Source organism: Veillonella parvula (assembly GCF_018366295.1).
Taxonomy (GTDB): Bacteria; Bacillota; Negativicutes; order Veillonellales; family Veillonellaceae; genus Veillonella; species Veillonella parvula_P.
Map to the genome: position 1 here is coordinate 115,457 of NZ_JAGZIJ010000002.1, position 19,519 is coordinate 134,975.

The 19,519-nt window shown below is 35.2% G+C and carries 24 protein-coding genes; 3 read left to right on the forward strand and 21 right to left on the reverse strand.

What is annotated here, in order from left to right:
• Positions 1-319 precede the first annotated feature (319 nt).
• From KHY58_RS03530 to KHY58_RS03555, 6 genes are all read right to left on the reverse strand, one after another.
• Complete coding sequence (locus KHY58_RS03530) at positions 320-949, reverse strand: superoxide dismutase (RefSeq protein ID WP_004694615.1); 630 nt, start codon at positions 947-949, stop codon at positions 320-322.
• 369 nt (positions 950-1,318) lie between these two features.
• Positions 1,319-1,858, reverse strand: coding sequence for a cysteine hydrolase family protein (locus tag KHY58_RS03535; protein WP_024061509.1), 540 nt, complete (start codon positions 1,856-1,858; stop codon positions 1,319-1,321).
• Between the two features lie 214 nt (positions 1,859-2,072).
• Complete coding sequence (locus KHY58_RS03540) at positions 2,073-2,585, reverse strand: phosphatidylglycerophosphatase A family protein (protein WP_008714720.1); 513 nt, start codon at positions 2,583-2,585, stop codon at positions 2,073-2,075.
• 10 nt (positions 2,586-2,595) lie between these two features.
• A complete protein-coding gene (locus tag KHY58_RS03545; RefSeq protein ID WP_278472038.1) occupies positions 2,596-2,991 on the reverse strand; it encodes a hypothetical protein in 396 nt (131 codons plus the stop codon).
• A gap of 160 nt (positions 2,992-3,151) precedes the next feature.
• Positions 3,152-3,523 (reverse strand): pyridoxamine 5'-phosphate oxidase family protein, encoded by a 372-nt coding sequence (locus KHY58_RS03550; RefSeq protein WP_004694608.1) that lies wholly within the window; start codon positions 3,521-3,523, stop codon positions 3,152-3,154.
• A 185-nt stretch (positions 3,524-3,708) separates the two neighbouring features.
• Positions 3,709-4,053, reverse strand: coding sequence for a zinc ribbon domain-containing protein YjdM (locus KHY58_RS03555; protein ID WP_155085812.1), 345 nt, complete (start codon positions 4,051-4,053; stop codon positions 3,709-3,711).
• Between the two features lie 614 nt (positions 4,054-4,667).
• Here KHY58_RS03555 and KHY58_RS10025 point away from each other — a divergent pair.
• Positions 4,668-4,739 carry a putative holin-like toxin gene (locus KHY58_RS10025; RefSeq protein WP_219565824.1) on the forward strand — a complete coding sequence of 24 codons (72 nt, stop codon included), beginning with the start codon at positions 4,668-4,670 and terminating at the stop codon, positions 4,737-4,739.
• Positions 4,740-4,906: 167 nt separating this feature from the next.
• Here KHY58_RS10025 and KHY58_RS03560 read toward each other — a convergent pair whose 3' ends face one another.
• Together KHY58_RS03560 and KHY58_RS03565 are read right to left on the reverse strand one after the other, a co-directional pair.
• The gene (locus KHY58_RS03560) at positions 4,907-5,293 is read right to left on the reverse strand and encodes a hypothetical protein (RefSeq protein WP_042986556.1); all 387 of its coding nucleotides are present in this window, start codon (positions 5,291-5,293) and stop codon (positions 4,907-4,909) included.
• A gap of 243 nt (positions 5,294-5,536) precedes the next feature.
• Positions 5,537-6,034 (reverse strand): ECF transporter S component, encoded by a 498-nt coding sequence (locus KHY58_RS03565; protein ID WP_008602085.1) that lies wholly within the window; start codon positions 6,032-6,034, stop codon positions 5,537-5,539.
• A 235-nt stretch (positions 6,035-6,269) separates the two neighbouring features.
• Here KHY58_RS03565 and KHY58_RS03570 point away from each other — a divergent pair, with 235 nt between their 5' ends.
• Entirely contained in the window at positions 6,270-6,836 is a 567-nt protein-coding gene (locus KHY58_RS03570) for an NAD(P)H-dependent oxidoreductase (RefSeq protein ID WP_105087236.1), read from the forward strand.
• Positions 6,837-6,973: 137 nt separating this feature from the next.
• On the opposite strand, the gene KHY58_RS03575 is transcribed toward KHY58_RS03570, so the two are convergent.
• From KHY58_RS03575 to KHY58_RS03615, 9 genes are all read right to left on the reverse strand, one after another.
• Complete coding sequence (locus KHY58_RS03575; RefSeq protein ID WP_105087237.1) at positions 6,974-7,261, reverse strand: DUF2695 domain-containing protein; 288 nt, start codon at positions 7,259-7,261, stop codon at positions 6,974-6,976.
• A 23-nt stretch (positions 7,262-7,284) separates the two neighbouring features.
• On the reverse strand, positions 7,285-7,791 hold the full coding sequence (locus KHY58_RS03580; protein ID WP_105087238.1) for a YfbM family protein: 507 nt from the start codon (positions 7,789-7,791) through the stop codon (positions 7,285-7,287).
• A gap of 84 nt (positions 7,792-7,875) precedes the next feature.
• Positions 7,876-8,469 carry a hypothetical protein gene (locus KHY58_RS03585; protein ID WP_038125659.1) on the reverse strand — a complete coding sequence of 198 codons (594 nt, stop codon included), beginning with the start codon at positions 8,467-8,469 and terminating at the stop codon, positions 7,876-7,878.
• 57 nt (positions 8,470-8,526) lie between these two features.
• Positions 8,527-9,333: a hypothetical protein gene (locus KHY58_RS03590; RefSeq protein WP_278472042.1), complete on the reverse strand. Its 807-nt coding sequence runs from the start codon at positions 9,331-9,333 to the stop codon at positions 8,527-8,529.
• Positions 9,334-9,358: 25 nt separating this feature from the next.
• Entirely contained in the window at positions 9,359-9,901 is a 543-nt protein-coding gene (locus tag KHY58_RS03595) for a hypothetical protein (protein WP_120055055.1), read from the reverse strand.
• A 36-nt stretch (positions 9,902-9,937) separates the two neighbouring features.
• Positions 9,938-10,444 (reverse strand): hypothetical protein, encoded by a 507-nt coding sequence (locus tag KHY58_RS03600; RefSeq protein WP_278472044.1) that lies wholly within the window; start codon positions 10,442-10,444, stop codon positions 9,938-9,940.
• Between the two features lie 85 nt (positions 10,445-10,529).
• Entirely contained in the window at positions 10,530-10,961 is a 432-nt protein-coding gene (locus tag KHY58_RS03605) for a hypothetical protein (RefSeq protein ID WP_278472047.1), read from the reverse strand.
• A 20-nt stretch (positions 10,962-10,981) separates the two neighbouring features.
• Positions 10,982-11,797 carry a DUF2262 domain-containing protein gene (locus KHY58_RS03610; RefSeq protein WP_278472050.1) on the reverse strand — a complete coding sequence of 272 codons (816 nt, stop codon included), beginning with the start codon at positions 11,795-11,797 and terminating at the stop codon, positions 10,982-10,984.
• A 52-nt stretch (positions 11,798-11,849) separates the two neighbouring features.
• A complete protein-coding gene (locus KHY58_RS03615; RefSeq protein WP_278472051.1) occupies positions 11,850-12,680 on the reverse strand; it encodes a DUF6630 family protein in 831 nt (276 codons plus the stop codon).
• Between the two features lie 470 nt (positions 12,681-13,150).
• On the opposite strand from KHY58_RS03615, the gene KHY58_RS03620 reads away from it, so the two are divergent.
• Positions 13,151-13,906, forward strand: a complete 756-nt coding sequence (locus KHY58_RS03620) for a type II toxin-antitoxin system PemK/MazF family toxin (RefSeq protein ID WP_278472054.1) — start codon at positions 13,151-13,153, stop codon at positions 13,904-13,906.
• Between the two features lie 183 nt (positions 13,907-14,089).
• Here KHY58_RS03620 and KHY58_RS03625 read toward each other — a convergent pair whose 3' ends face one another.
• From KHY58_RS03625 to KHY58_RS03640, 4 genes are all read right to left on the reverse strand, one after another.
• Entirely contained in the window at positions 14,090-14,635 is a 546-nt protein-coding gene (locus tag KHY58_RS03625; RefSeq protein WP_278472057.1) for a hypothetical protein, read from the reverse strand.
• 144 nt (positions 14,636-14,779) lie between these two features.
• Entirely contained in the window at positions 14,780-16,261 is a 1,482-nt protein-coding gene (locus tag KHY58_RS03630) for an LlaJI family restriction endonuclease (protein WP_278472059.1), read from the reverse strand.
• Positions 16,258-18,456, reverse strand: coding sequence for an AAA family ATPase (locus tag KHY58_RS03635; RefSeq protein WP_077707800.1), 2,199 nt, complete (start codon positions 18,454-18,456; stop codon positions 16,258-16,260). Before KHY58_RS03635 ends, KHY58_RS03630 begins: the two co-directional genes overlap by 4 nt.
• The gene (locus KHY58_RS03640; protein WP_024062607.1) at positions 18,449-19,519 is read right to left on the reverse strand and encodes a DNA cytosine methyltransferase; all 1,071 of its coding nucleotides are present in this window, start codon (positions 19,517-19,519) and stop codon (positions 18,449-18,451) included. Before KHY58_RS03640 ends, KHY58_RS03635 begins: the two co-directional genes overlap by 8 nt.

The following is a 19,519-nucleotide window of genomic DNA, read 5'->3' on the forward strand; positions in this document are numbered from 1 at the left end:
AATCTTTATAATATACTTACTGATATTAATCAGCCCCTATACGTAAAAATCTCGTATACAAGGCTATCTATTTACTGTGAAAGGTCTGTATATAATGACCTATGGTTCTATGATAAACGATATCGATTAGAAAATCTGTATCCGTGGCTATACTTTTGAAAGTTATTTATAAGAATGAATAACAGTAATAAAACACCGGATAATCGATCATGTAGACCAACTATCCGGTATTTACGTTACATTATATTATTATGCCTGTTTCTGTTTCTGTTTCTGTTTCTGTTTCTGTTTCTGTTTCTGTTTCTAACAAGTGTACCCCTTAATCATGGTGTGGTTTCAATGCTTTTTCGTAGTTTTCAGAAACTTTGTCCCAGTTAATAACGCGGAAGAATTCCTTGATATAGTCTGGACGACGGTTTTGGTAGTGCAAGTAGTATGCATGTTCCCAAACGTCTAAACATAAAATTGCTTTTTTACCTTCCAATAAAGGATTATCTTGGTTTGCAGAGGATGTCACTTCTAGCTTGCCATCTTTGTTAACTACAAGCCAAGCCCAACCCGAGCCAAAGCGTGTAGCTGCCGCAGTAGAAAAGCTTTCAACAAACGCATCGTAGCCACCAAGTTCAGCGTCAATAGCCTCTTTCAAAGGGCCTTGCAATTTAGAAGTATCTGGTTTTGTCATAATTTCCCAGAACATGGTGTGGTTCTTGTGACCACCACCATTATTGATAACTGCTTGACGGATATCTTCTGGCACATTAGCAATATCGCCGAGAATGCAGTCTATACAACCATACGCAAGATCCGGATATTTCGCGATGGCCGCATTCAAATTATTAACATACGCTTGATGATGTTTGTCATGATGCAATTTCATTGTTTCAGCGTCGATAACAGGCTCTAGGTAATCATAAGCATACGGTAATGGTGCAAGTTCGAAAGGTTTCATAGTAGTCCTCCTTATAATTAGGGCATAGAACAATGCTAATTATTTCGTATCATCGTTCTTGTGAAAGCGATTCGATGCACCTGCATCGGTAGTATAGAATCAATCTACTAGCATAGCATATATACTTTAAGAAGAGACGTATTATCCTAACTTTAACCAGAAGTTAAGATATACTTTTCAGCCAATAAATTGATATGAATTATCATTCTTTATCTAATTGTACACATTATATAGAAAAACGTCAATATAAAAGGCTAACATAAAAAGGCCATGGGAGCTCCCACAGCCTTTCATTAGTTGATTGTTATGTGACTTTTGCTCAGCAATAACACATAGTTCTACATAAAAACATATACCAGTATATACAAATTATTCGACAATGCACTGACACATTTTCATGGTTGTTAATGCCGCTTGATGGGACTCCTCTGTTACGCCAGCACAACAGCTCGAATCGATGTGAATCGGAATCTCTGGCAAGCCTGCTTTCAACATAATCGCATTGGACACAACGCAAATATCTGTACATAAGCCGATGAGCGTAATAGACTCAATAGGATTTACTTTATCCATGCCCTCTAACCGAGTGAGCAACTCAAAAGAGGCAAAGTTTGGTTTATCTACAAAGGACACAGGACTCATAATTGATCGACCTTCTGCAGCCTCAATCAAACCATCCACAATATGCCAGCCCTCGGTATTTTTAACACAATGTGGCACTGGTAAAAGCTTTCCTTCTTGGTGTTCCAAGTAATCTCTATCATGCGTGTCACGCGTAAAGATAATAGGGCCATCAAAGCTTTCAATTTTCTTACGCACATTATCTACGATTAACTGTGCTTGCGATGAACCAAGGGCACCATCTACAAAATCATTTTGCATATCGATTACTACTAGAACCTTTTGCATAGCTCCTCCTGTATATAGGCTACAAAACAAAGTACTTATTTCCAATCAATATTATTTATACTCTTTATTCTTTATACCATCAATAGTATCTAGCAACTCTATAAATTGTTATCAAGTTGTTGTGAAAGTGTCATCAAGTTGTTGTGAAAGTGTTATTAATGAGTCATCGAAGCCCTCCTCATACTTTACCGACAAGTAGATATATAATGGACTTCTATTCTTCTGCTATAGCATGTTGCACGCGATTTGGTTCATTATGTGCCAGTTTTCCTGCCGCTGCTGCCGCTACAGCACCTACCAAATCATCGAGGAATGTATTACAGCGTCCCCCTTCTTCACTATCCAGCTTTTTGATGATACCTGGCTTTACCTTGTCTAAATAGCCATAATTTGTAAAGCCAATAGACCCATATAAATTAACGATGGAAAAGGCTAAAATTTCATCAATCCCATACAGGCTTTCATCATTAGCAACAATGCGTTGCAATGGCTGAGATAGTTTATTTTGCTCCGTTAACTTATCAAGCTCTATGCCCGTAATAATCGCATTATGCACCTCCCGTTTAGATAGTACAGAAGCCACACTTGTGCGACACTCTTCTAGTTTTAAATTCGGCATATACGGTTTTTGTACGTAAAAAACAAGCTCTGCAATGTCATCTAATGTGACACCACGCTCAGCGAGAAGATCATAAGTATATTTCTCTAAATCTTTCGTAGTTTCCATAAGCCCTCCTTTATCGTTTCTTTGAATTAGTATCAGATAACATGACTATACTAACGGGAATCGTTACAACAAGTGCTTCATCAGTATCAACATGTTTAGTATTCCAAGCCGCTTCTTTTGCAGCCTCCTCAAAGATAGGGTACGCTTCACGATCTAGTTTCCAATTATTAGGACCTGCTTCAACAGCTACAATATTACCCTTATCATCCGTCTTAACCTCTATAGGAACGATTAATGTTCCATCTGCACTCGTTTCAAAAGCCTCTGGTGGAATGATCACGTTATAAGAAATCTGTTGTTGCAATTCATAATTACGCTTGTCCGCAGGCTTTATATCTGCAGCTATAGAACTAATAGGACTCATCACAGACACTAATAAAGCCAACAATATAACACGGTTAAACATAGTTTCCTCTCATCTAAATACTCTCATACTATATGCATTATAAGTTGATTATACCACGAAAAAATCCCTACCGAACGTCTCGATAGGGATTTTTATTAGGATTCATTATATAAATATATTCTATGAAAGTCCTAAATTATTATAATTGATACGCTTTCAATTATAACAATTGTTTAGCAGATTGTACGTGTAATACTAGAACACGATTGATAAAAGGATATTCTGCGTACATTTTATCAAAGATTTCACCTTCAGTTAGGAAGGATGTAGTACATTCCAAACGGAAACCCGTACCTTGATAACCGTTAAAGCCTTCTACTTCACGAGCACCCAATGTAACGATAGCGCGATTATTCACTTTCAAATCGTTCTCTGAGCTAGTCAAACCGGCTGCAGGCACCCAAAGATCATCGCCATCAACCTTCAAATATGAATTCCATGTATTAGTAACATGCGCTTCATTATTCGCCCACGTTGTAATCGATACAACACCTTCATGCTTTAATACTTCTAATAATTTTTCTGGTAACATGGATACATTCCTCCATTATAAAATCAAATGTTATACAGTCATTACACCATCATCGTACCATAATACACTCTTAATTAATAGTGATTTTCATTACGACCAGGATTTATAGTATTGGAATATACAAAACCTCCGCCCCATGAGAGGCGGAGGTACTCATAATATACATCATATAAAACTTGGTTACATTATATCTTCTTAACCATTTCGGATTTTAATGCCATCGCACCGAAGCCATCAATTTTACAATCGATATCGTGACCATCGCTTGCATCGGTGATGAGGCGAATATTTTTTACACGCGTACCTTGTTTTAATACGCCAGCGCCTTTTACTTTGAGGTCTTTTACAACAACCACTGTATCGCCATCAGCGAGCTCATTGCCGTTAGCATCGCGAATGATACCCGCTTCAGCTGCAGCTTGCGCATCGGCCGCTGTCCATTCGTTGCCACACATAGGGCAGATAAACATATGACCGTCTTCGTATGTGTACTCGTCGCCACACTTAGGGCAGTTAGGTAAATTTACCATTTAGATCTCCTTTGTTTATTACATAATGAAAGTATTATACCATACCTTGGAAACCGGGCTCTATATTAATATGATGACCATTGACTCCAGATTGACGATATACGCCAATCTCATTATAATGTAATAAAGAGATAGTCGACGAGTGGTTCCGTCAGGCTCATCCCAAAACATTATAAAGCACGAAAAAATGGCCTTTCGTTTTCAGCTACCAGTTGGTAACGAAGGGCTATTTGTCGTTATTACGACAAATCAGCACTATCAATGCTCCAAAGGAAATAACGACAGTTAAGATCCCGAGGACAATCATGATGACTTCATAAGCATTCATAGGCTTTCACCCCCTTCAAAGAAAAAGGGTGGCCCAACCTCGTTCGACTATCTTACGTTCATTATAAACCGAACTTATGTTCTATGCAATAAAAAATCTATTAATAAATATTAGTCTATTTATAACTAACAAAGGGAGACTCTTGATAGAGTCTCCCTTTTATTCGTGTACAAGTTGTACGAAATTAATCCGTGTTTTTCAATCAATAATTTCTGCTATATACTAATAACGAAAGAGCCATTAACGTGAGTTAGGTTCATCTCCGTCTTTTGAGGGAGGTGACATTATGACTGTATACGAAGCATTATCATTAATGATTTTATTCGCTACCCTCGTAGTGTTAATTCTTAAGAAATAATCAATATATTGATTATAAAATAAGATAAACCTAACGTTTAAGACTAAGTACGGCAATACTTAGACACGTTAGGTTTATCAAATTCACAATTCTTTGATGAGCCTAACGCCTAGAACACGTTAATTGGCTCTTTTGTACTTATAGTATAGTCTGAATTCTAAAGACTGTCAATTTACATCGTCATTAGAGGATATTATAAAATTAATGGGAACATGAAAAACAAGTTCTTCTTTAACATCAATATACCCTATATTCCAAACGGTATCCTTTGCGGACTGTACTAACTCTAAATATATCTCATCATTAGAGGTACTCTCATTTGGATCTAACTCAACAGAAGTAATACGACCTTGAGTATCCGTTTTTATCTGTAAGGCAAAACTATAATCTCTATTAAGCTTCGTTTTAAGGACTTTTGCCGGAATCTTTAACTGAGACTGTATCTGCTCATTAAGAGAGCGTTGTATATCAAGCGTGTCCCTCTGATAATCAGCAAAAGCATTAATAGGACTCAAAACAACTAGCAATAAAAATAAATATAAAACTCTAACCATAAAATTTCACCAATCATAACACACAACATAAAATTATTATTGAGTTTTATATTAACAAAACAAATAAAATATGTCCATTTATCTAAGCATCAATACTTTAAGGAAAATAATGACAATTAAAAGTTCATGGATAATTATAATAAAAACAAAGAAAGCACAGCGCTACTAGCGCTGTACTTTCTTGAGTGTCATCATTAACTATACTAACATCTTTTTCTACATCGTATACCAATAAGTATACTATTACGCAAGTCGTCTCCGTAATATAGCATATAAAATCATGCTAATAATGACACTCATAACGGCTTGAATGGCGTTCGTCAATATACTAGCAATGGCTACGCCTAGGTCGAATACAAAGTATTCAGCGATAAAGTAGCCTGCTACGATGATAATACCACCTAGGATAGTTGCCGCTAAGGCAGAGGTAGTTGTCTTATTTTTATAGACAGTACCGACAAGATAGCCTTCAAGTCCTTTCACCACGAAGGTGATGGGTACAAAGACTACATAGCCGAGAAATAAATCGGCTAGCGCCGGGCCGATAGCACCAATATAGGCGCCATATTTTCGACCTAATAATAGAGCTGACGTCATAATAACGACATCTCCTACATTGAAATAGCCGCGAATGCCAGGTACTGGAATTTTCGTGTACATGGTAAACAATGTTGCGAGGGCAATCAATACGGCTGTGAGTACTAACGCAGACGTAGTACTGCGGGTTTGAACGTGTTGCATAGCGTCCTCCTTATAAAGAAAAATAGATATGCGATAAAATACACCGCATATCTATACTATATACCTTTATAACAACACCCGCAAACAGAAGGAATTAATAATACACTCTTCCCAACATTTATCGTTATTTACGTTTAGAATAGGTGCTCTTCACTAGACTTTAACTTAATATAGCTACCATTTTACTATACAGATTCTCTCAACCTGACGATGATTAAATAGAAAGGAACTAGCCATGAATATTTTAATCATTTACACCTATCCTAATCATCAAAGTTTTAATGACGCTATTCTGAAAGTAGTGCAACAGAATCTTTCAAAAGACCACAATGTGAACACCTTGGATTTATATGAGGAGCAGTTCGATCCCATATTGCGATTTGATGATACGCACAAACGTCGAGATTTAAGCACTGTGCCGGACATGGAAAAGTATCGCAACTTAATTACTTGGGCAGACCAAATCATCTTTATCTACCCAATTTGGTGGAGTGGTATGCCGGCAATGCTCAAAGGCTTTATTGATCGCGTATTTACAGCGGGCTTTGCCTATTCATATGGAAAAAGAGGGCTTATAGGTCATTTACAGGGAAAATCCGCCTGGATCATCACCACCCACAATACTCCCGCCTTTTTGACGCCGTTTATTCAGGACTATGGCAAGGTGTTAAAAAATCAAGTTCTGAAATCCTGTGGCATTAAACCGGTTACACATACCCAGTTGGCTGGCACAGAAAATAGCTCAGACGAAAAACGCCGGCGCTTCTTAGACAAAATCGCTAATATCGCCGGCAGTATTTAACATTTCTAGTATACTATGATTTTTTACCAAAGATTACTTGGTTACCAAAATCACAAATAAATTTACATTAGACTGCTTACAGTTTGCTCTAAGTCAAAAACAAGCTGTATACGAAAACCTTCCCAATTACATAGATATTACTCTTCAAATCTCTCTTCTACATTGTAGAGAACCTCGCAGTCACAACCGCCACCTTCGTTGACGATCCAGTCTAATACGATTTCTACATCTACCTTTTGTTTTTCCAAGAATTCCCTAGTGAAAGTCAAACTATGATCGCAACCGTCATTTTCCTCTAATTTCTCGTCTACATAATCAAAGAGATTCCAAAACAACTCTTCATCCATAGGTAAACTATCTTTAAACGATTGCTTTTGCTCGTCTGCATAAGCTTTCAGCAACTCTTTTTTACGTGCTTTATCCATGATAATAATTTCCTTTTATGAACTTAACAAATCGATACAAGCACATGCCTATTAGCTTCAAGCACTTGTTTATAAAAGCGTTTCATTTGCTCGAAATCATGAAGAAGTTCGTCTCTGATTTCTTCCTCTTCCTCATCGTAGTCCCAGATATTTGGATATAATTCTGCCTCTTTGCAGGCTTTCATATCAAAAGATTCCAGAGCATTTTCAATATCAAACTTCTCTAAGGCCACCACGATATTGGCTAAATGATTGTGTTCTGTATATGCTACATAGTCTGATACATCCTCCACAGCCGTTACGCCTAATACCGCTTGGCTAAGAGGGTTATTATCGTCCTTATGGTCAGTTCCTACTCCGGTAAGCACGAAATGGAGTACATCCCACATCTTGTCGATATCAAGCAATAACTCATCATTTTCTCCCCACTCTTCAACGCTATCAAGGATTCCCTCTTCTTCTGAGCCCATCGCCTTAAGTTCTTTTAAATTCGCATCGCTTAAACAGTTATAATTTGCAATTAATCCCATAGCCCATAACCTCCTAATCCTGTAATCTCAGTAGATATGTAATAATCTGCTATCCCTTTAGATATTTAGTACTCTATCTCTCATTTAGTACTCTATCTCTGTCAGTAAGTCTAGTAAATTAGCTTCTCCTTCATGAGATTTATCTAATAACGGAATAGCTAATAAAAGCACTTCCAGGGAGTAGTAATAGAAGCTAAAGAATAAATCATCAGGAAATACGTCTTCTTCCTCATATCTAAGAACATCTTCGTCTTCATCGTATTCTTCAGACCAAAGGTATTCTTCGTTAAGCATATCCACAAAATGAGGTAATGGATCTGCATGCTCTAGCACGAGACCATCTCGGATGCACTCAGCAATCACAGTAAATAGGTCTACCAATTGTTCTGCTAAATAATGAGCTACTTCATTCTGAGTTCTCTCTTCTAGGGCTTTCTTAAAAATACGAAGCAAGAAAATCATAGCAAATGGTGTAGCATGCCACAATGTCGATTGGTGCTCAATATTCATTGCTAACGCCTCACCAGCCGCATCAACAGCATCAATACTTTTCATGCTCCACAACACATCAAGCTCTGTAGGAAAATCTGTGGCACGACCGTAAGTTGTGGTTAACCGATGCCACGGTATATCACTGACTTTCACAGTTTCTATATATTGTTTCGTCACAGTATCCATTATAGTTATACCTTTAGCATTATATATACGCCACCTATTAATGCGTTTACCCCATAATTATTTCTGAATAACCTTTTTCACCAGTTCATAGGTGTCTATGAGACGCAGTTTTCCTATCCTAGGATTATCTGTAATCTCCTCATAAATATCTTCCAACGTGCCTGCTGGTGCTAGTTTCCACAATTTACACGGATATAGTTCGACGTTCCCTATGATTTCTAAATCGTCTAGCAATAGGCCTAGGTCTTTATGATTAAACCAACAATCTGTATCGATACCGAAATTTGTATTATCTTTCCGGCAGGCGATTTTACTATTTAAAAACTGCTCCATTGTAGGTTTTTCTTCTTGTAAAAGTCGCGTACAGGCTAAATGATATTCGATTTTCCGCGGTGATTGATCCACGTCAGATACAAAGACAGCACCATAGTCATTTTCAAACTTAACAGCTAATACGTCGCCCACCTTAAAATGAGGTTCTCGCTTTGTTTTAGATTTACGAACCTTTAGAGGCTTTGGATTTTCACTTTGTAGTTGTACGGCTAATGTATCTAACACCTTTTGCCGTTGTTTGAGCGCCTTACTATCAATTTCTAGCCAAAACTCATGAGCGCCCTTCGCGATTATGTCTAATGCTTTCTCTTTGATATCCTGCGGCAGATGACCTATCTTCCACAGCGAATAAGCTACGGCAGTCCAATAAATTTCTGTATAGAATTCGTCAGTACAAAAATTCTGCTCTTCAGCCAGAATTTCTGAAACAATGGTATCAATACTGATACCATCTCTATAGCGCTCAACAATCAAATTATAAATATCATGGCCATCATCACTATCTATGATTTTTACTCCATCAATAGCCATATAATTCTCCTTTTAAACAATACGTCTAGAAAAACAGATTATGTGATTCTGTAACGGTTCCATCATCTTCATGGAAATAACAAATATATAAAGGAGCTCGATGTGCAGCGTCATAGAATTTTTGTAATTCAGCAGCCACATTTGCTTCTAAAGGCATGCCTAGCACCTGAACAACGGTTTCCCATACATCCATTTCTGTATAAGAAGCGATTTGATCATGTCGCTCATTGGCATAGGCTTCAAGAGTAGATATGTCCGTATATTGGCTGGCGTCACAATAATCATGCCAGCAAATGCTATACACCAACAAATGGATTAAATCATCTACACTTTCAGCTATACGACCACATTCCCCTTCGCTACTCATATATCCGATAGAGCCATCCTCTAATTGATGATATTCGCCACCGGCACCATCACGAGCAAAAGCTACTCCGTCCACGGAAAAGGTACATCGCCCCTCTACCTCATCACGTTTTGTAGGTTCATCGAGTAAAAAGAAATCAAATAGAGCATCAAAATTTGCTGCCAAGCTAGAATCTTCACACAATAGTTTTAAATAATCCATATTCTTCCCTCTTATTGATTCTCTCATCTCTCTATTTCATCTATTATTTTCTCGTAATTCTAATAATGCAGAAACTTCATCCATGTCGAGATTAAACATATTACTTTCAAGATCAATTGGCTCAAAATAGTAGCGAACCGTATCCGCCCCAAATTCATCGTCTAATTTGGACCATTCTGCCCCTGAAAGCACGGTAAATCCGAGCGTATCATTTCCAAGGCTTTCAACAAACCAACGCACCTCATAATCAGGTTTAACGAAGTCGTTGAAGTATTTGATGGTCACATCCCGATCTTTCTCATCACCGTAAGGAATTAAGAGTTCTTTATCGCCTTTTTGTAGCATAATATCGTCACCATAGGGCTTGCCATTACTAACGGGTTGAATGTCGATAGGCTCATCCATTATGTCATTAAAATAGTTCACCACATCTTCGTCATCCTCGCGCCAGTCAATCCAGCTGATAGCTTCGGAATCAAATAAACCATATACATCAATGTCATTGGCAAAGAAACTTCTTACTTGATTATATATATCTTCCATTATCTCTCCTGTATATCGTTTATATCTTAAGCTAGGCTACTACACCCATATCGCCACTTTAAAATAACTCTATAATATTTCAACTTTATAATGCTTCATAAATCACATCTTGTTGAGCCGTAAAGTTTTCATCAAAAGAAACCAAAACATATAGATGTCCTGCTGGGGATTCACCTATATCATAACCTAGTGCAAATGCATCGTAACAACCTGACTTATCCAGCATTATATCCATTAGTGTTAGCACTTTATCCTCTTTTGGCGATATATCCTTTAGTATGACTTCCTGAGCCAATCGATCTAATTCATCTAATTGAACATATAATTGTCCCCACATTGGTAGTGAAAGCACCTCAGCCTCAGTATAATCGGTACAACTAATATTGAGATTTTGAAAGGCTTGTCCTATATTCTCTAAGCGATTAGTACCAAATCGGCGAGATACAAAGTAAACCCCATACGGTTCTACAGACCAGCTTTCAATATTCCATAATGTCATTAATTCCGATTTTCTCATTAGGATGCTCCATTAATTGATTATCCTGCAATATCTGCATCAACAGGGTTCCCATCCGCATCAATATGGGCTATGATACAGTGTCCCCAGAAGATATCATCGTCGTCATAATAGACCTCTATGGTGCCATCATTACGAAACGCCAATTCGCCCATAGTAATACGCTTGGCAAATACGTCCGCTGTAATCGGGTCTTGGTCATCGTTATCTAGCCAGTCATTAGCAAGATCTAGCAATGTCTCACTAATATATGCACTAATTCGTTGTTCAAATGCTTTGAAATTCTCGATTGTATTGAAAGCCGCCAATGCTACGGTACAGCTTTCATCAGAACCCTCATCCACATCAAGGGTGAAAGCATAATCATCAATTCTAGATGTATAGTATTGATACTCTCGATTTAACAGGAAATCGCCCCTGTCAGTATGAAGGTATTTAGGGGTTTTCAAATAAGCTGACAACACCTCCAACTCGCTATGTTTAGCATGTTCCTCTAACACCGCAAGCACATAATAGCGATTATTCCAAGAAGGGCGCATATAGCCTAAATCCTCTATAGGTTTTGCTTTCTTAACTAACAATTTGTAGACCCCATGAGGCTCAAAAGAATAACCCCATCTATCTTCAAGACCATCAATAATCCACGTCAAAATACCTTCGCTGCGGTCAAGTACTCCAGTTCGTGTATCTAGGATAGCATCGGTGGATACTAATGGTCTATGGTACTTATCCAAATAAGGACTAGCCCCATTCGCATCACTGCGCGGCAATGCATAAATTTCAAACTCTTCCGATTCAAACTCTGCTTCATATTCTGGTAGACGTACAATACTCATATGACTCTCTCCTACATTATAATCACGCTACTCATCATAATTTTCTGTTATATCACGAGCGTTCAGCTACATCGATTCTATGTAATAATTCTTTCGCTAGTTCTTGGGCTGTTTTGAATTCCTCATTTGAAAGTACCATGAGCACAAAGCTATCTGTTCCTATGTCCATATCTACTAACTTATAGTTTTTCCACGTAGAATTAAGATCTGTACTCCAATCTGTAATGCATTGCTCTTCATCTAGTGTAGCGGTATCAACAACTAAATCTTCGCCAGCATCTAAAGACTTATTACGTATTAACATCTGTACATAATAAATAAAGTCCTCTAGTTCACATTTATAGTCTAACTCTACGGCATATCCTTTAGAGACTAGTTTCTCATAGAGGTTCCACCAGCTATCTTCTAATTCTTCCATGGAGCGCAACTTAGCCTCGGTCATAAAAGATTTAGCTTGTTTAGCATCGCCTAGCAATAGCGTTGCCAGCTCTGTAAATGTCGATTTCATCTGCTCTATATCTAGATACGCTACTTCTACACACAAACTACAATCAGGTACTCTGCGTTTTTTCACAAAGGCCCGCATTATCTTCACTGCATCAGGATAACTTACATCAGCCATACGATACGTCTTACCATCTATATCTAAGAATAAATCTACTGCATCCTGCGTTTTACTTACACGTGCTTTCATGGCTGTACATCCATCGATGGCATGAGGTGGGTATACCTCCACGTACATAGAAAATCCATCATGCATAGCCTTTAAGGTATTATCTATTCCTACTATATTAAAACCATTTCGATTATAATCAGAGCACTTCAAACGCCATTCTTCGTAATCATCAAACAGTTTTTCTTGAATCCAATTGTAAAAGCTCATATACACTCTCCACTCTCCACTCTCCACTCTCCACTATACACTGCTACTTATATGTAATACATATCTTAATAAATGTCTTAATATGTATCTTAATTATATCATTATTAAGGAATACTTATAATAAAAGTACAGCCCCTTCTATACTGGTGCGCCTAACCGGAATCGAACCAGTGATATCTATTAACTATAAATAGATATACAATTTTCATCATATATCTATTTAATACGAGTGTATCTATTGATTATAATTATAACTTAATAATAAGAAGACTCTCCTTTATCTTGTATTTAATATACTCATCTTACTTTCCCTTTATATTCAAAAGTATAATTTTTAGGAATAACACCAGTATCATAAATTAGTACCCGCAAAAGATTTTAAATACATATTGAAATGTGATAAATAATCCGCTACTATAACAATATAATATTCTTAATACTATTTTCAAACTATAAAATAGGTGATGAATATGTCTATTCAAAGTATAGTTCAGAAGTTAGATTCCATCTCCCGAAATTCACATGTGCATTTTAAAAAACTCGACGATTGGCTAAATACATATCTTGATTTTATTCCTCTAGAAAACAAAAATTGTGAAACAAAGCTTCCAAATATAAAACGCGGTCAAATTCTTTATGTTAATTTTGGGTATAATGTTCTAAGTGAATTCAGATATAAACATTATTGTGTAGCACTAAATAATAGTCCCAAAAACAATCCTAAAGTAACAGTAGTTCCAATAACATCTAAATACCATCCCCATCAATTATCCATCAGTTACGAACTCGCAGATAACTTAGAAACTATAATTAGAGATAAAGAACGCTCTAACTTTTGGAAACCATTTAGAATGATATATCCCGAATTACAGACTAGAGGCTTTACAGCAATTTCACCAGCTATAGGAGCATATGATACAATACTTCCTAATTGTACTAACTTCATCAATCATGCCATGACATATTTATCAGATGAAGATATTGAATTACGAAATACTCTAAAACAAATACTAATATCACTAAAAAAATTTGATAACTTTTACAAATCCTCCCCTAAGCTTTTACAGTCTAGCTTTTTAAAAGTAGAAGATATCACGACTATTAGTAAAGCACGAATTATTTCTCCTCAGTATAAATCACACCCTTTATACCAATTAATGTTATCTACATCTACATTAGATCGACTTGATCAGGAGATTATTTCTAAATTCACAAAGCCGAATTGACGTTTGAGTAAAGCCCATTTATAATATAGATATAGACAAGGGCTAGCCCCTTACAGATATCTGTTTCTTAAAGAGTAGCTTGCCTACAAAAGTAGCTGTCATTAGACTTTCCTAATGACAGCTACTTTATTTTATAGCTTAAATACATAAATTATAATTTCAATTTAAAATTCTTAAACGCAATCATCGATTATCTATTTTATAAGGATATGGTGGAGTTATTAACTTCAATTTAGAAAGTTTTTCTTTATAACCGTCCCCCACCTTCGTTATTCCATAACTATCTCTATACCATTCATTTCCTTGAAAATCTCTAAAAAATACGCCAACCACTAAAAATTTAGACATTCCTAGTCCTCGATATTGCATCGTAAAGTATTCTCGGCACTGCCCACGTATCTCCCTAATATAGCAAGCTTTTGAAGTGCATTGCCCATTAAATATATCCATATTATTCAAGCCTTGAAGGACAATAACATCATATACTTTAAAATCAGATTTATTATGAATCATAATTAAACTTCTATTTTCATCAGGAAATATATTGTCATAGCTAGACTCTATCTTTACTGCTTCACTAAGTGATTTATAATACTGTTCTTTCAGCCAAAACTTTTCATTGTTTGTACGAGATCTCCAACTATTGTACAAGCTTACTACCGAAATAAAACAGCTAAATATTGCTATAATAAGAGTCCAATTAAAATCATAAATAATACTTTCTATCATATTAATCACCCATAATAACAATATACTCCCTCTAAAATAATTGATCATGAAATATAAATATGGCCTTTATGCACTCAGCTAAAAATCAAACTAGGAACACGTATTAAGAATAAAATATCTCAATATCAAGATATAATTTTACTTTTACAAATGCAATCTGCTAATAGCCATTTTTCTTCTTTGCAAATAATATTCAAACATTATATGCGCAGGAATTTCTCGCGCTTGAATACATTCTAAACCTATTTTATTGAGCATCTCTAACTGAGCATAGCCTATATGAGTAATATCATCTTTTTCCGTAGGCATCAAAAAACAGTTTTTTACATGTTGTATTTCATTTAACTCAATAAAATCTTTATAGGCTAATTGATATAAATATTGTTTTGTGATATCCCCAATTCCTGGTTGACCATTTATCTTATTATTTTCTAATCGTATTGTATAGTACTTAGCATCTAATATAACAAAGCTATATCCATTCCCATATTGCTCTACAGAGATCAAATCAGGTATAAGAGTATCTGAAAAAGCAATATTATTCTTTGTAGATATCCATTTGGGGCGTTCTATTAAATCCTGTAAAGTCTTAGGTTTAGTATCTAATATATTATTAGGAATCTTTACCGGTTGTGGTAAAGGTAATGATGATAAAGGTACTTTCAACTTATTATCAAAAACATCTGCACAAACACATTCCCATACTAGATTAAAACTATTAGTCCCAAATAAATTGATATTATTAGCCTCACTTACAGATGAGTATTCCATTATCAATGCTGACATGAGCTTCAGTACATACTGTTTTCTCGAATTAAATTCAATATTAAGTTCATTAGAAATACGATGAAGAAGATATTCTTTATCGCCCAAATCCTCTAACAAAAGATCTGTCAAATCAACACCTTGTATATCTAATAATTCAAGTAATGTTAGTTCTTCAAGTTCACGACTACAATGAGTAAGCAAACACTCATGAATTCGTTGAATGAAGTTTTTATCATCAATTGTATTTTTGCGTGTCCATAAATTTATATAATAAGGCTCTTCCTCTTGCCACATGGGGTGAATAAAGTTAATAGTTCGATTCCAATTAATTTCTCCAACACCATTAAATTCATGTACATTCTGTGTATTAATATAAATTCCATTTTGGAAATAATCATCTAACAAAGCTATAATTAGTGATAATCTACTAAATGATGATGCTTGGAGACCTTCACAATATAATTGTATAGACTGAGTATTTGTATTATATCGATGTAATACCTTAAGAACCTGTTTTAATAACTGCCTACATTCAGTTTTATCCTCTATCTTATCATGTGAAAGTAGATACTTGGGATAACAACATAACAAATACCCATCAACAATTATAATTCCTACATAGTTAAAGATATAACAAGAACTATCTTGATTATCACTTTCCCAAAATAAATAATCATCTAAAATAACAAGATTAGATAATTCTAAATGCTTAGATATTCCTTTAACCAGCTTTAAAATCCCATAAGCCTTAAGATTACTTATAAATATATTTAATTGATTAGCATCTAACTCAGAAAACAACTCCATCAGTTCTGACTTTGTATAAAGTTTTCTTTCGCGGATGTAAACCGACTTCATACTTCTACAACCTTCGATTCACTATTTTCAGTTATTGTTTCTTCTGTGTTCTTTAACCATTTAGAATTAACAACTCCCTCGGGGAAAATTCCAATTCCAACTTCATCAAAAGCACTACAAATAGAAGAATATCTACTACTAGTTTCACATTTAAAAAATAATCGACGTTTTTGTTTAACTACATCATCAAACAAGTACATTAACACCTTATTTTTAAAGGTTTTATTAAAGCTATCATTATCTTGTAACGCAGATTCTTTCAAAAAAAATGGCCCCATTAATTTATCTTCGTTAATGTTATAACTTTCAGTAGACAACTCATCATTAATTGCCTTACGCAACCCATTCCAAGAAATCAACTTGTCCGATTTTCCGACTTTAAATCTTGGCCGTACCCCAAGATCAGATAGCTTATCTTCTCCATCATCAAGTCCATAATAGGAAAACTCCCAACGCCGTTTAAACGCTGTATCCATAGGATATACACCTTGATCTGCACTATTCATAGTTGCCCAGACGAACATATTCGAAGGTATTTTGATAGTATTAACATCATATTTGCCCACAAGCTGGCTTTTTAAAAAGTGTCTCATATCATCACTTGTTGTTATACTATATTCACTTTCCCCATTATCATTTCGATCAAGCAATTGGAATATATCTCCAAACACAGCTGCAACATTAGCACGATTAATTTCCTCTACAATTAATACGTAAGGTTTATGAGGGTTTTTTAATGCTTTTACTAAGAGTCGCATAAACGGACCCGGCACATATTCATATGAAATTTTTTCTTTATATGAATCTTTTGATAACAACTGGACATATTTTCTTAATGCTCGTCCATGATTTCGTTCAACTGAATTATTCTTAGCAGCCTGAGTCCCATCTTGCTTAATCGTTGTAAACTCATCATCAAAATATAATCCTAAAAGAGCAGGTAACCGTGTCAAATCATTATTATTTTGAAAGGTTTCTACAAGAGTATCATATTTTTCTTGTGTAGTCTTAGTCTCATCTAGTAATACTGAGATAACATTTTTCGTATCTTCATCTAATCCATCAAATTTACTTGTCTTCATAATCGGTTTATAAGAACCTACAAAATTTGCATATGTATAATCTGGATGAAATGTTATTCTTTCAATCTGTTCATCATTATTGCTAACTAGAGCCTCTGCTTCCAGCTTTAATGCATAAGATTTCCCTGTCCCTGGTGCGCCAAAAAAAATTCTTTGTCTAGATATATTATTATCTATATAGATAGGCTCATCTAATTTTGAGCTAATAGCTGAGTCTATATTAAATTGATTGGAGTAACTAATATTAATATTGTTAGAAGATAACCGCAAAAAACATCTAACTCTGCTCTCATATTTCTGTAAATCAATATCTTTATCAGGCACAATATCAACTACATTATTGGAATACTCTAAAAACGAATTTAAGTTATCCTTTAACAATGACTTTAATATTCTTAATGAGCCCTTAGGCTCTTCATCACCATTAATATCTATTGGTCCATTAGCATCGAGAATTTTTCTATATATGCTATCCAAATTAAAAATAATATCCTTATTATTATCTACAAGTTTAAATACAGCAGGTTCAGATAATACCGTTATTAACTCTATCAAATTCTTTTCTGCTTGTTTCAAACGGTTAGCATAATTATCTTGTTGACTATAATCTTTTTCAATACCCAACCAATATAACAACACACCTAAATATAACTCTCTATCAGTTTCAATCAAAGAATTAATAATGTCTATATTGATTGTATATATTAATTTTTTAGGGTATCTAACCCTTCCAGTTCTTTCAGCACTATAAGGCTTAGAACTATCTAAAAATTCAACTTTAGCCAATCTCCAAATCAACTCAAAAGCAACAATTAAAGATTCTATTTGCGCTGTAAATATTGGGTTTGCATTAAGATTACTCAATAGATTATCTTTATCAATACTTATAATTTCAAAAGTATCTATCATACTAATTATTTTTTCATTTAAATCATTAGTTAAAATAATCTGATCCTTATCCTGAACTGAATACTCTAATTCTCCTGGAGAATCAGAAACGACCCATAGGAAAATAATCATAGCTAAAGCACTTTTAATATTAGGGAATGAAGATTTTATACCTAATTTTAAATCAATATCAGGATATATATTCAAGGGGTTTGGTCTATTCATTATTATCTCTCTTTATATCATTCATAATTACACGTGCTATTTTTCTAGCTAATAACGGCGGAACAGCATTTCCAACTTGCTTCATTTGGGACATTTTACTGCCAATAAACTTAAAAGTATCAGGAAAAGATTGTAATCTAGCCGCCTCTCTGACGGTAATAGCTCTATTTAAAAATGGGTGAGTAAATTTTCCAGAGGAAGGAGTATCAAATCTAGTTGTTATTGTTACTGCTACATCATTCTGTTTCATTCTACTCCAAGTCCCACTATATACAGACTTCGTAATATGTTCCTTCGGAAGTATTTCTTTCCCCGCATTTGGAGGAATCAATGATAAACGCTCTAATGCCAATGCAGAGTGTTTTGTTGCCATATGATTATATAGGATTTTAGATCCTTTACGCATTTTCTTTTCATAATCACTCTTAGGTGAATTTCGATATTCCTGTTCAAATTCACCTTCACCAGATTCAAGATATGCTAAGTCACTTATCGCATCCCAAATAGTGACCTTTTGCTTACAAGGTAGGGGCAATTCAGGTGGAGTCGCTAAATATTTTCCAATAATAATGGCTCTTCTACGATTTTGTGGTACCCCATAGTCTGCTGCATTCAGAACGCCATATCGTATAGAGTATCCATAGCCCTTAAACAACCCCTTAATTTCATTAAGAAAGAAACCTTTCTCTGCTGTTAATAAATTAGGAACATTCTCCATTACAAAATACTTAGGCTTTACGAATTTTACTACTTCAACATAATGTTTAAATAAAAAATTTCTTTCATCATTTATTGTTTTTCTTTTACCCTTTTGTGAAAATCCTTGACAAGGTGGTCCACCTATTACTACATCTATTTTATTAACATATTCTCCAAATACTTTACTCAAATCTAAAGACGTTATATCGCCCACAACAACGTTTGTACTCTTATGATTCTCCTTATATGCAGTCGCAATTGATTGGTCAAACTCATTTGCTAATAATATATCAAACCCTTCCATCTCAAATCCCAATGAAAGTCCTCCTACGCCTGCAAATAAATCTATAACAGTTGGTTCCAT

Coding starts and splice junctions, on each gene's coding strand:
- KHY58_RS03530 (WP_004694615.1), bottom strand. CDS start 949: ATGAAACCTTTCGAACTTGCACCATTACCGTATGCTTATGATTACCTA.
- KHY58_RS03535 (WP_024061509.1), bottom strand. CDS start 1,858: ATGCAAAAGGTTCTAGTAGTAATCGATATGCAAAATGATTTTGTAGAT.
- KHY58_RS03540 (WP_008714720.1), bottom strand. CDS start 2,585: ATGGAAACTACGAAAGATTTAGAGAAATATACTTATGATCTTCTCGCT.
- KHY58_RS03545 (WP_278472038.1), bottom strand. CDS start 2,991: ATGTTTAACCGTGTTATATTGTTGGCTTTATTAGTGTCTGTGATGAGT.
- KHY58_RS03550 (WP_004694608.1), bottom strand. CDS start 3,523: ATGTTACCAGAAAAATTATTAGAAGTATTAAAGCATGAAGGTGTTGTA.
- KHY58_RS03555 (WP_155085812.1), bottom strand. CDS start 4,053: ATGGTAAATTTACCTAACTGCCCTAAGTGTGGCGACGAGTACACATAC.
- KHY58_RS03560 (WP_042986556.1), bottom strand. CDS start 5,293: ATGGTTAGAGTTTTATATTTATTTTTATTGCTAGTTGTTTTGAGTCCT.
- KHY58_RS03565 (WP_008602085.1), bottom strand. CDS start 6,034: ATGCAACACGTTCAAACCCGCAGTACTACGTCTGCGTTAGTACTCACA.
- KHY58_RS03570 (WP_105087236.1), top strand. CDS start 6,270: ATGAATATTTTAATCATTTACACCTATCCTAATCATCAAAGTTTTAAT.
- KHY58_RS03575 (WP_105087237.1), bottom strand. CDS start 7,261: ATGGATAAAGCACGTAAAAAAGAGTTGCTGAAAGCTTATGCAGACGAG.
- KHY58_RS03580 (WP_105087238.1), bottom strand. CDS start 7,791: ATGGGATTAATTGCAAATTATAACTGTTTAAGCGATGCGAATTTAAAA.
- KHY58_RS03585 (WP_038125659.1), bottom strand. CDS start 8,469: ATGGATACTGTGACGAAACAATATATAGAAACTGTGAAAGTCAGTGAT.
- KHY58_RS03590 (WP_278472042.1), bottom strand. CDS start 9,333: ATGGCTATTGATGGAGTAAAAATCATAGATAGTGATGATGGCCATGAT.
- KHY58_RS03595 (WP_120055055.1), bottom strand. CDS start 9,901: ATGGATTATTTAAAACTATTGTGTGAAGATTCTAGCTTGGCAGCAAAT.
- KHY58_RS03600 (WP_278472044.1), bottom strand. CDS start 10,444: ATGGAAGATATATATAATCAAGTAAGAAGTTTCTTTGCCAATGACATT.
- KHY58_RS03605 (WP_278472047.1), bottom strand. CDS start 10,961: ATGAGAAAATCGGAATTAATGACATTATGGAATATTGAAAGCTGGTCT.
- KHY58_RS03610 (WP_278472050.1), bottom strand. CDS start 11,797: ATGAGTATTGTACGTCTACCAGAATATGAAGCAGAGTTTGAATCGGAA.
- KHY58_RS03615 (WP_278472051.1), bottom strand. CDS start 12,680: ATGAGCTTTTACAATTGGATTCAAGAAAAACTGTTTGATGATTACGAA.
- KHY58_RS03620 (WP_278472054.1), top strand. CDS start 13,151: ATGTCTATTCAAAGTATAGTTCAGAAGTTAGATTCCATCTCCCGAAAT.
- KHY58_RS03625 (WP_278472057.1), bottom strand. CDS start 14,635: ATGATAGAAAGTATTATTTATGATTTTAATTGGACTCTTATTATAGCA.
- KHY58_RS03630 (WP_278472059.1), bottom strand. CDS start 16,261: ATGAAGTCGGTTTACATCCGCGAAAGAAAACTTTATACAAAGTCAGAA.
- KHY58_RS03635 (WP_077707800.1), bottom strand. CDS start 18,456: ATGAATAGACCAAACCCCTTGAATATATATCCTGATATTGATTTAAAA.
- KHY58_RS03640 (WP_024062607.1), bottom strand. CDS start 19,519: ATGGAACCAACTGTTATAGATTTATTTGCAGGCGTAGGAGGACTTTCA.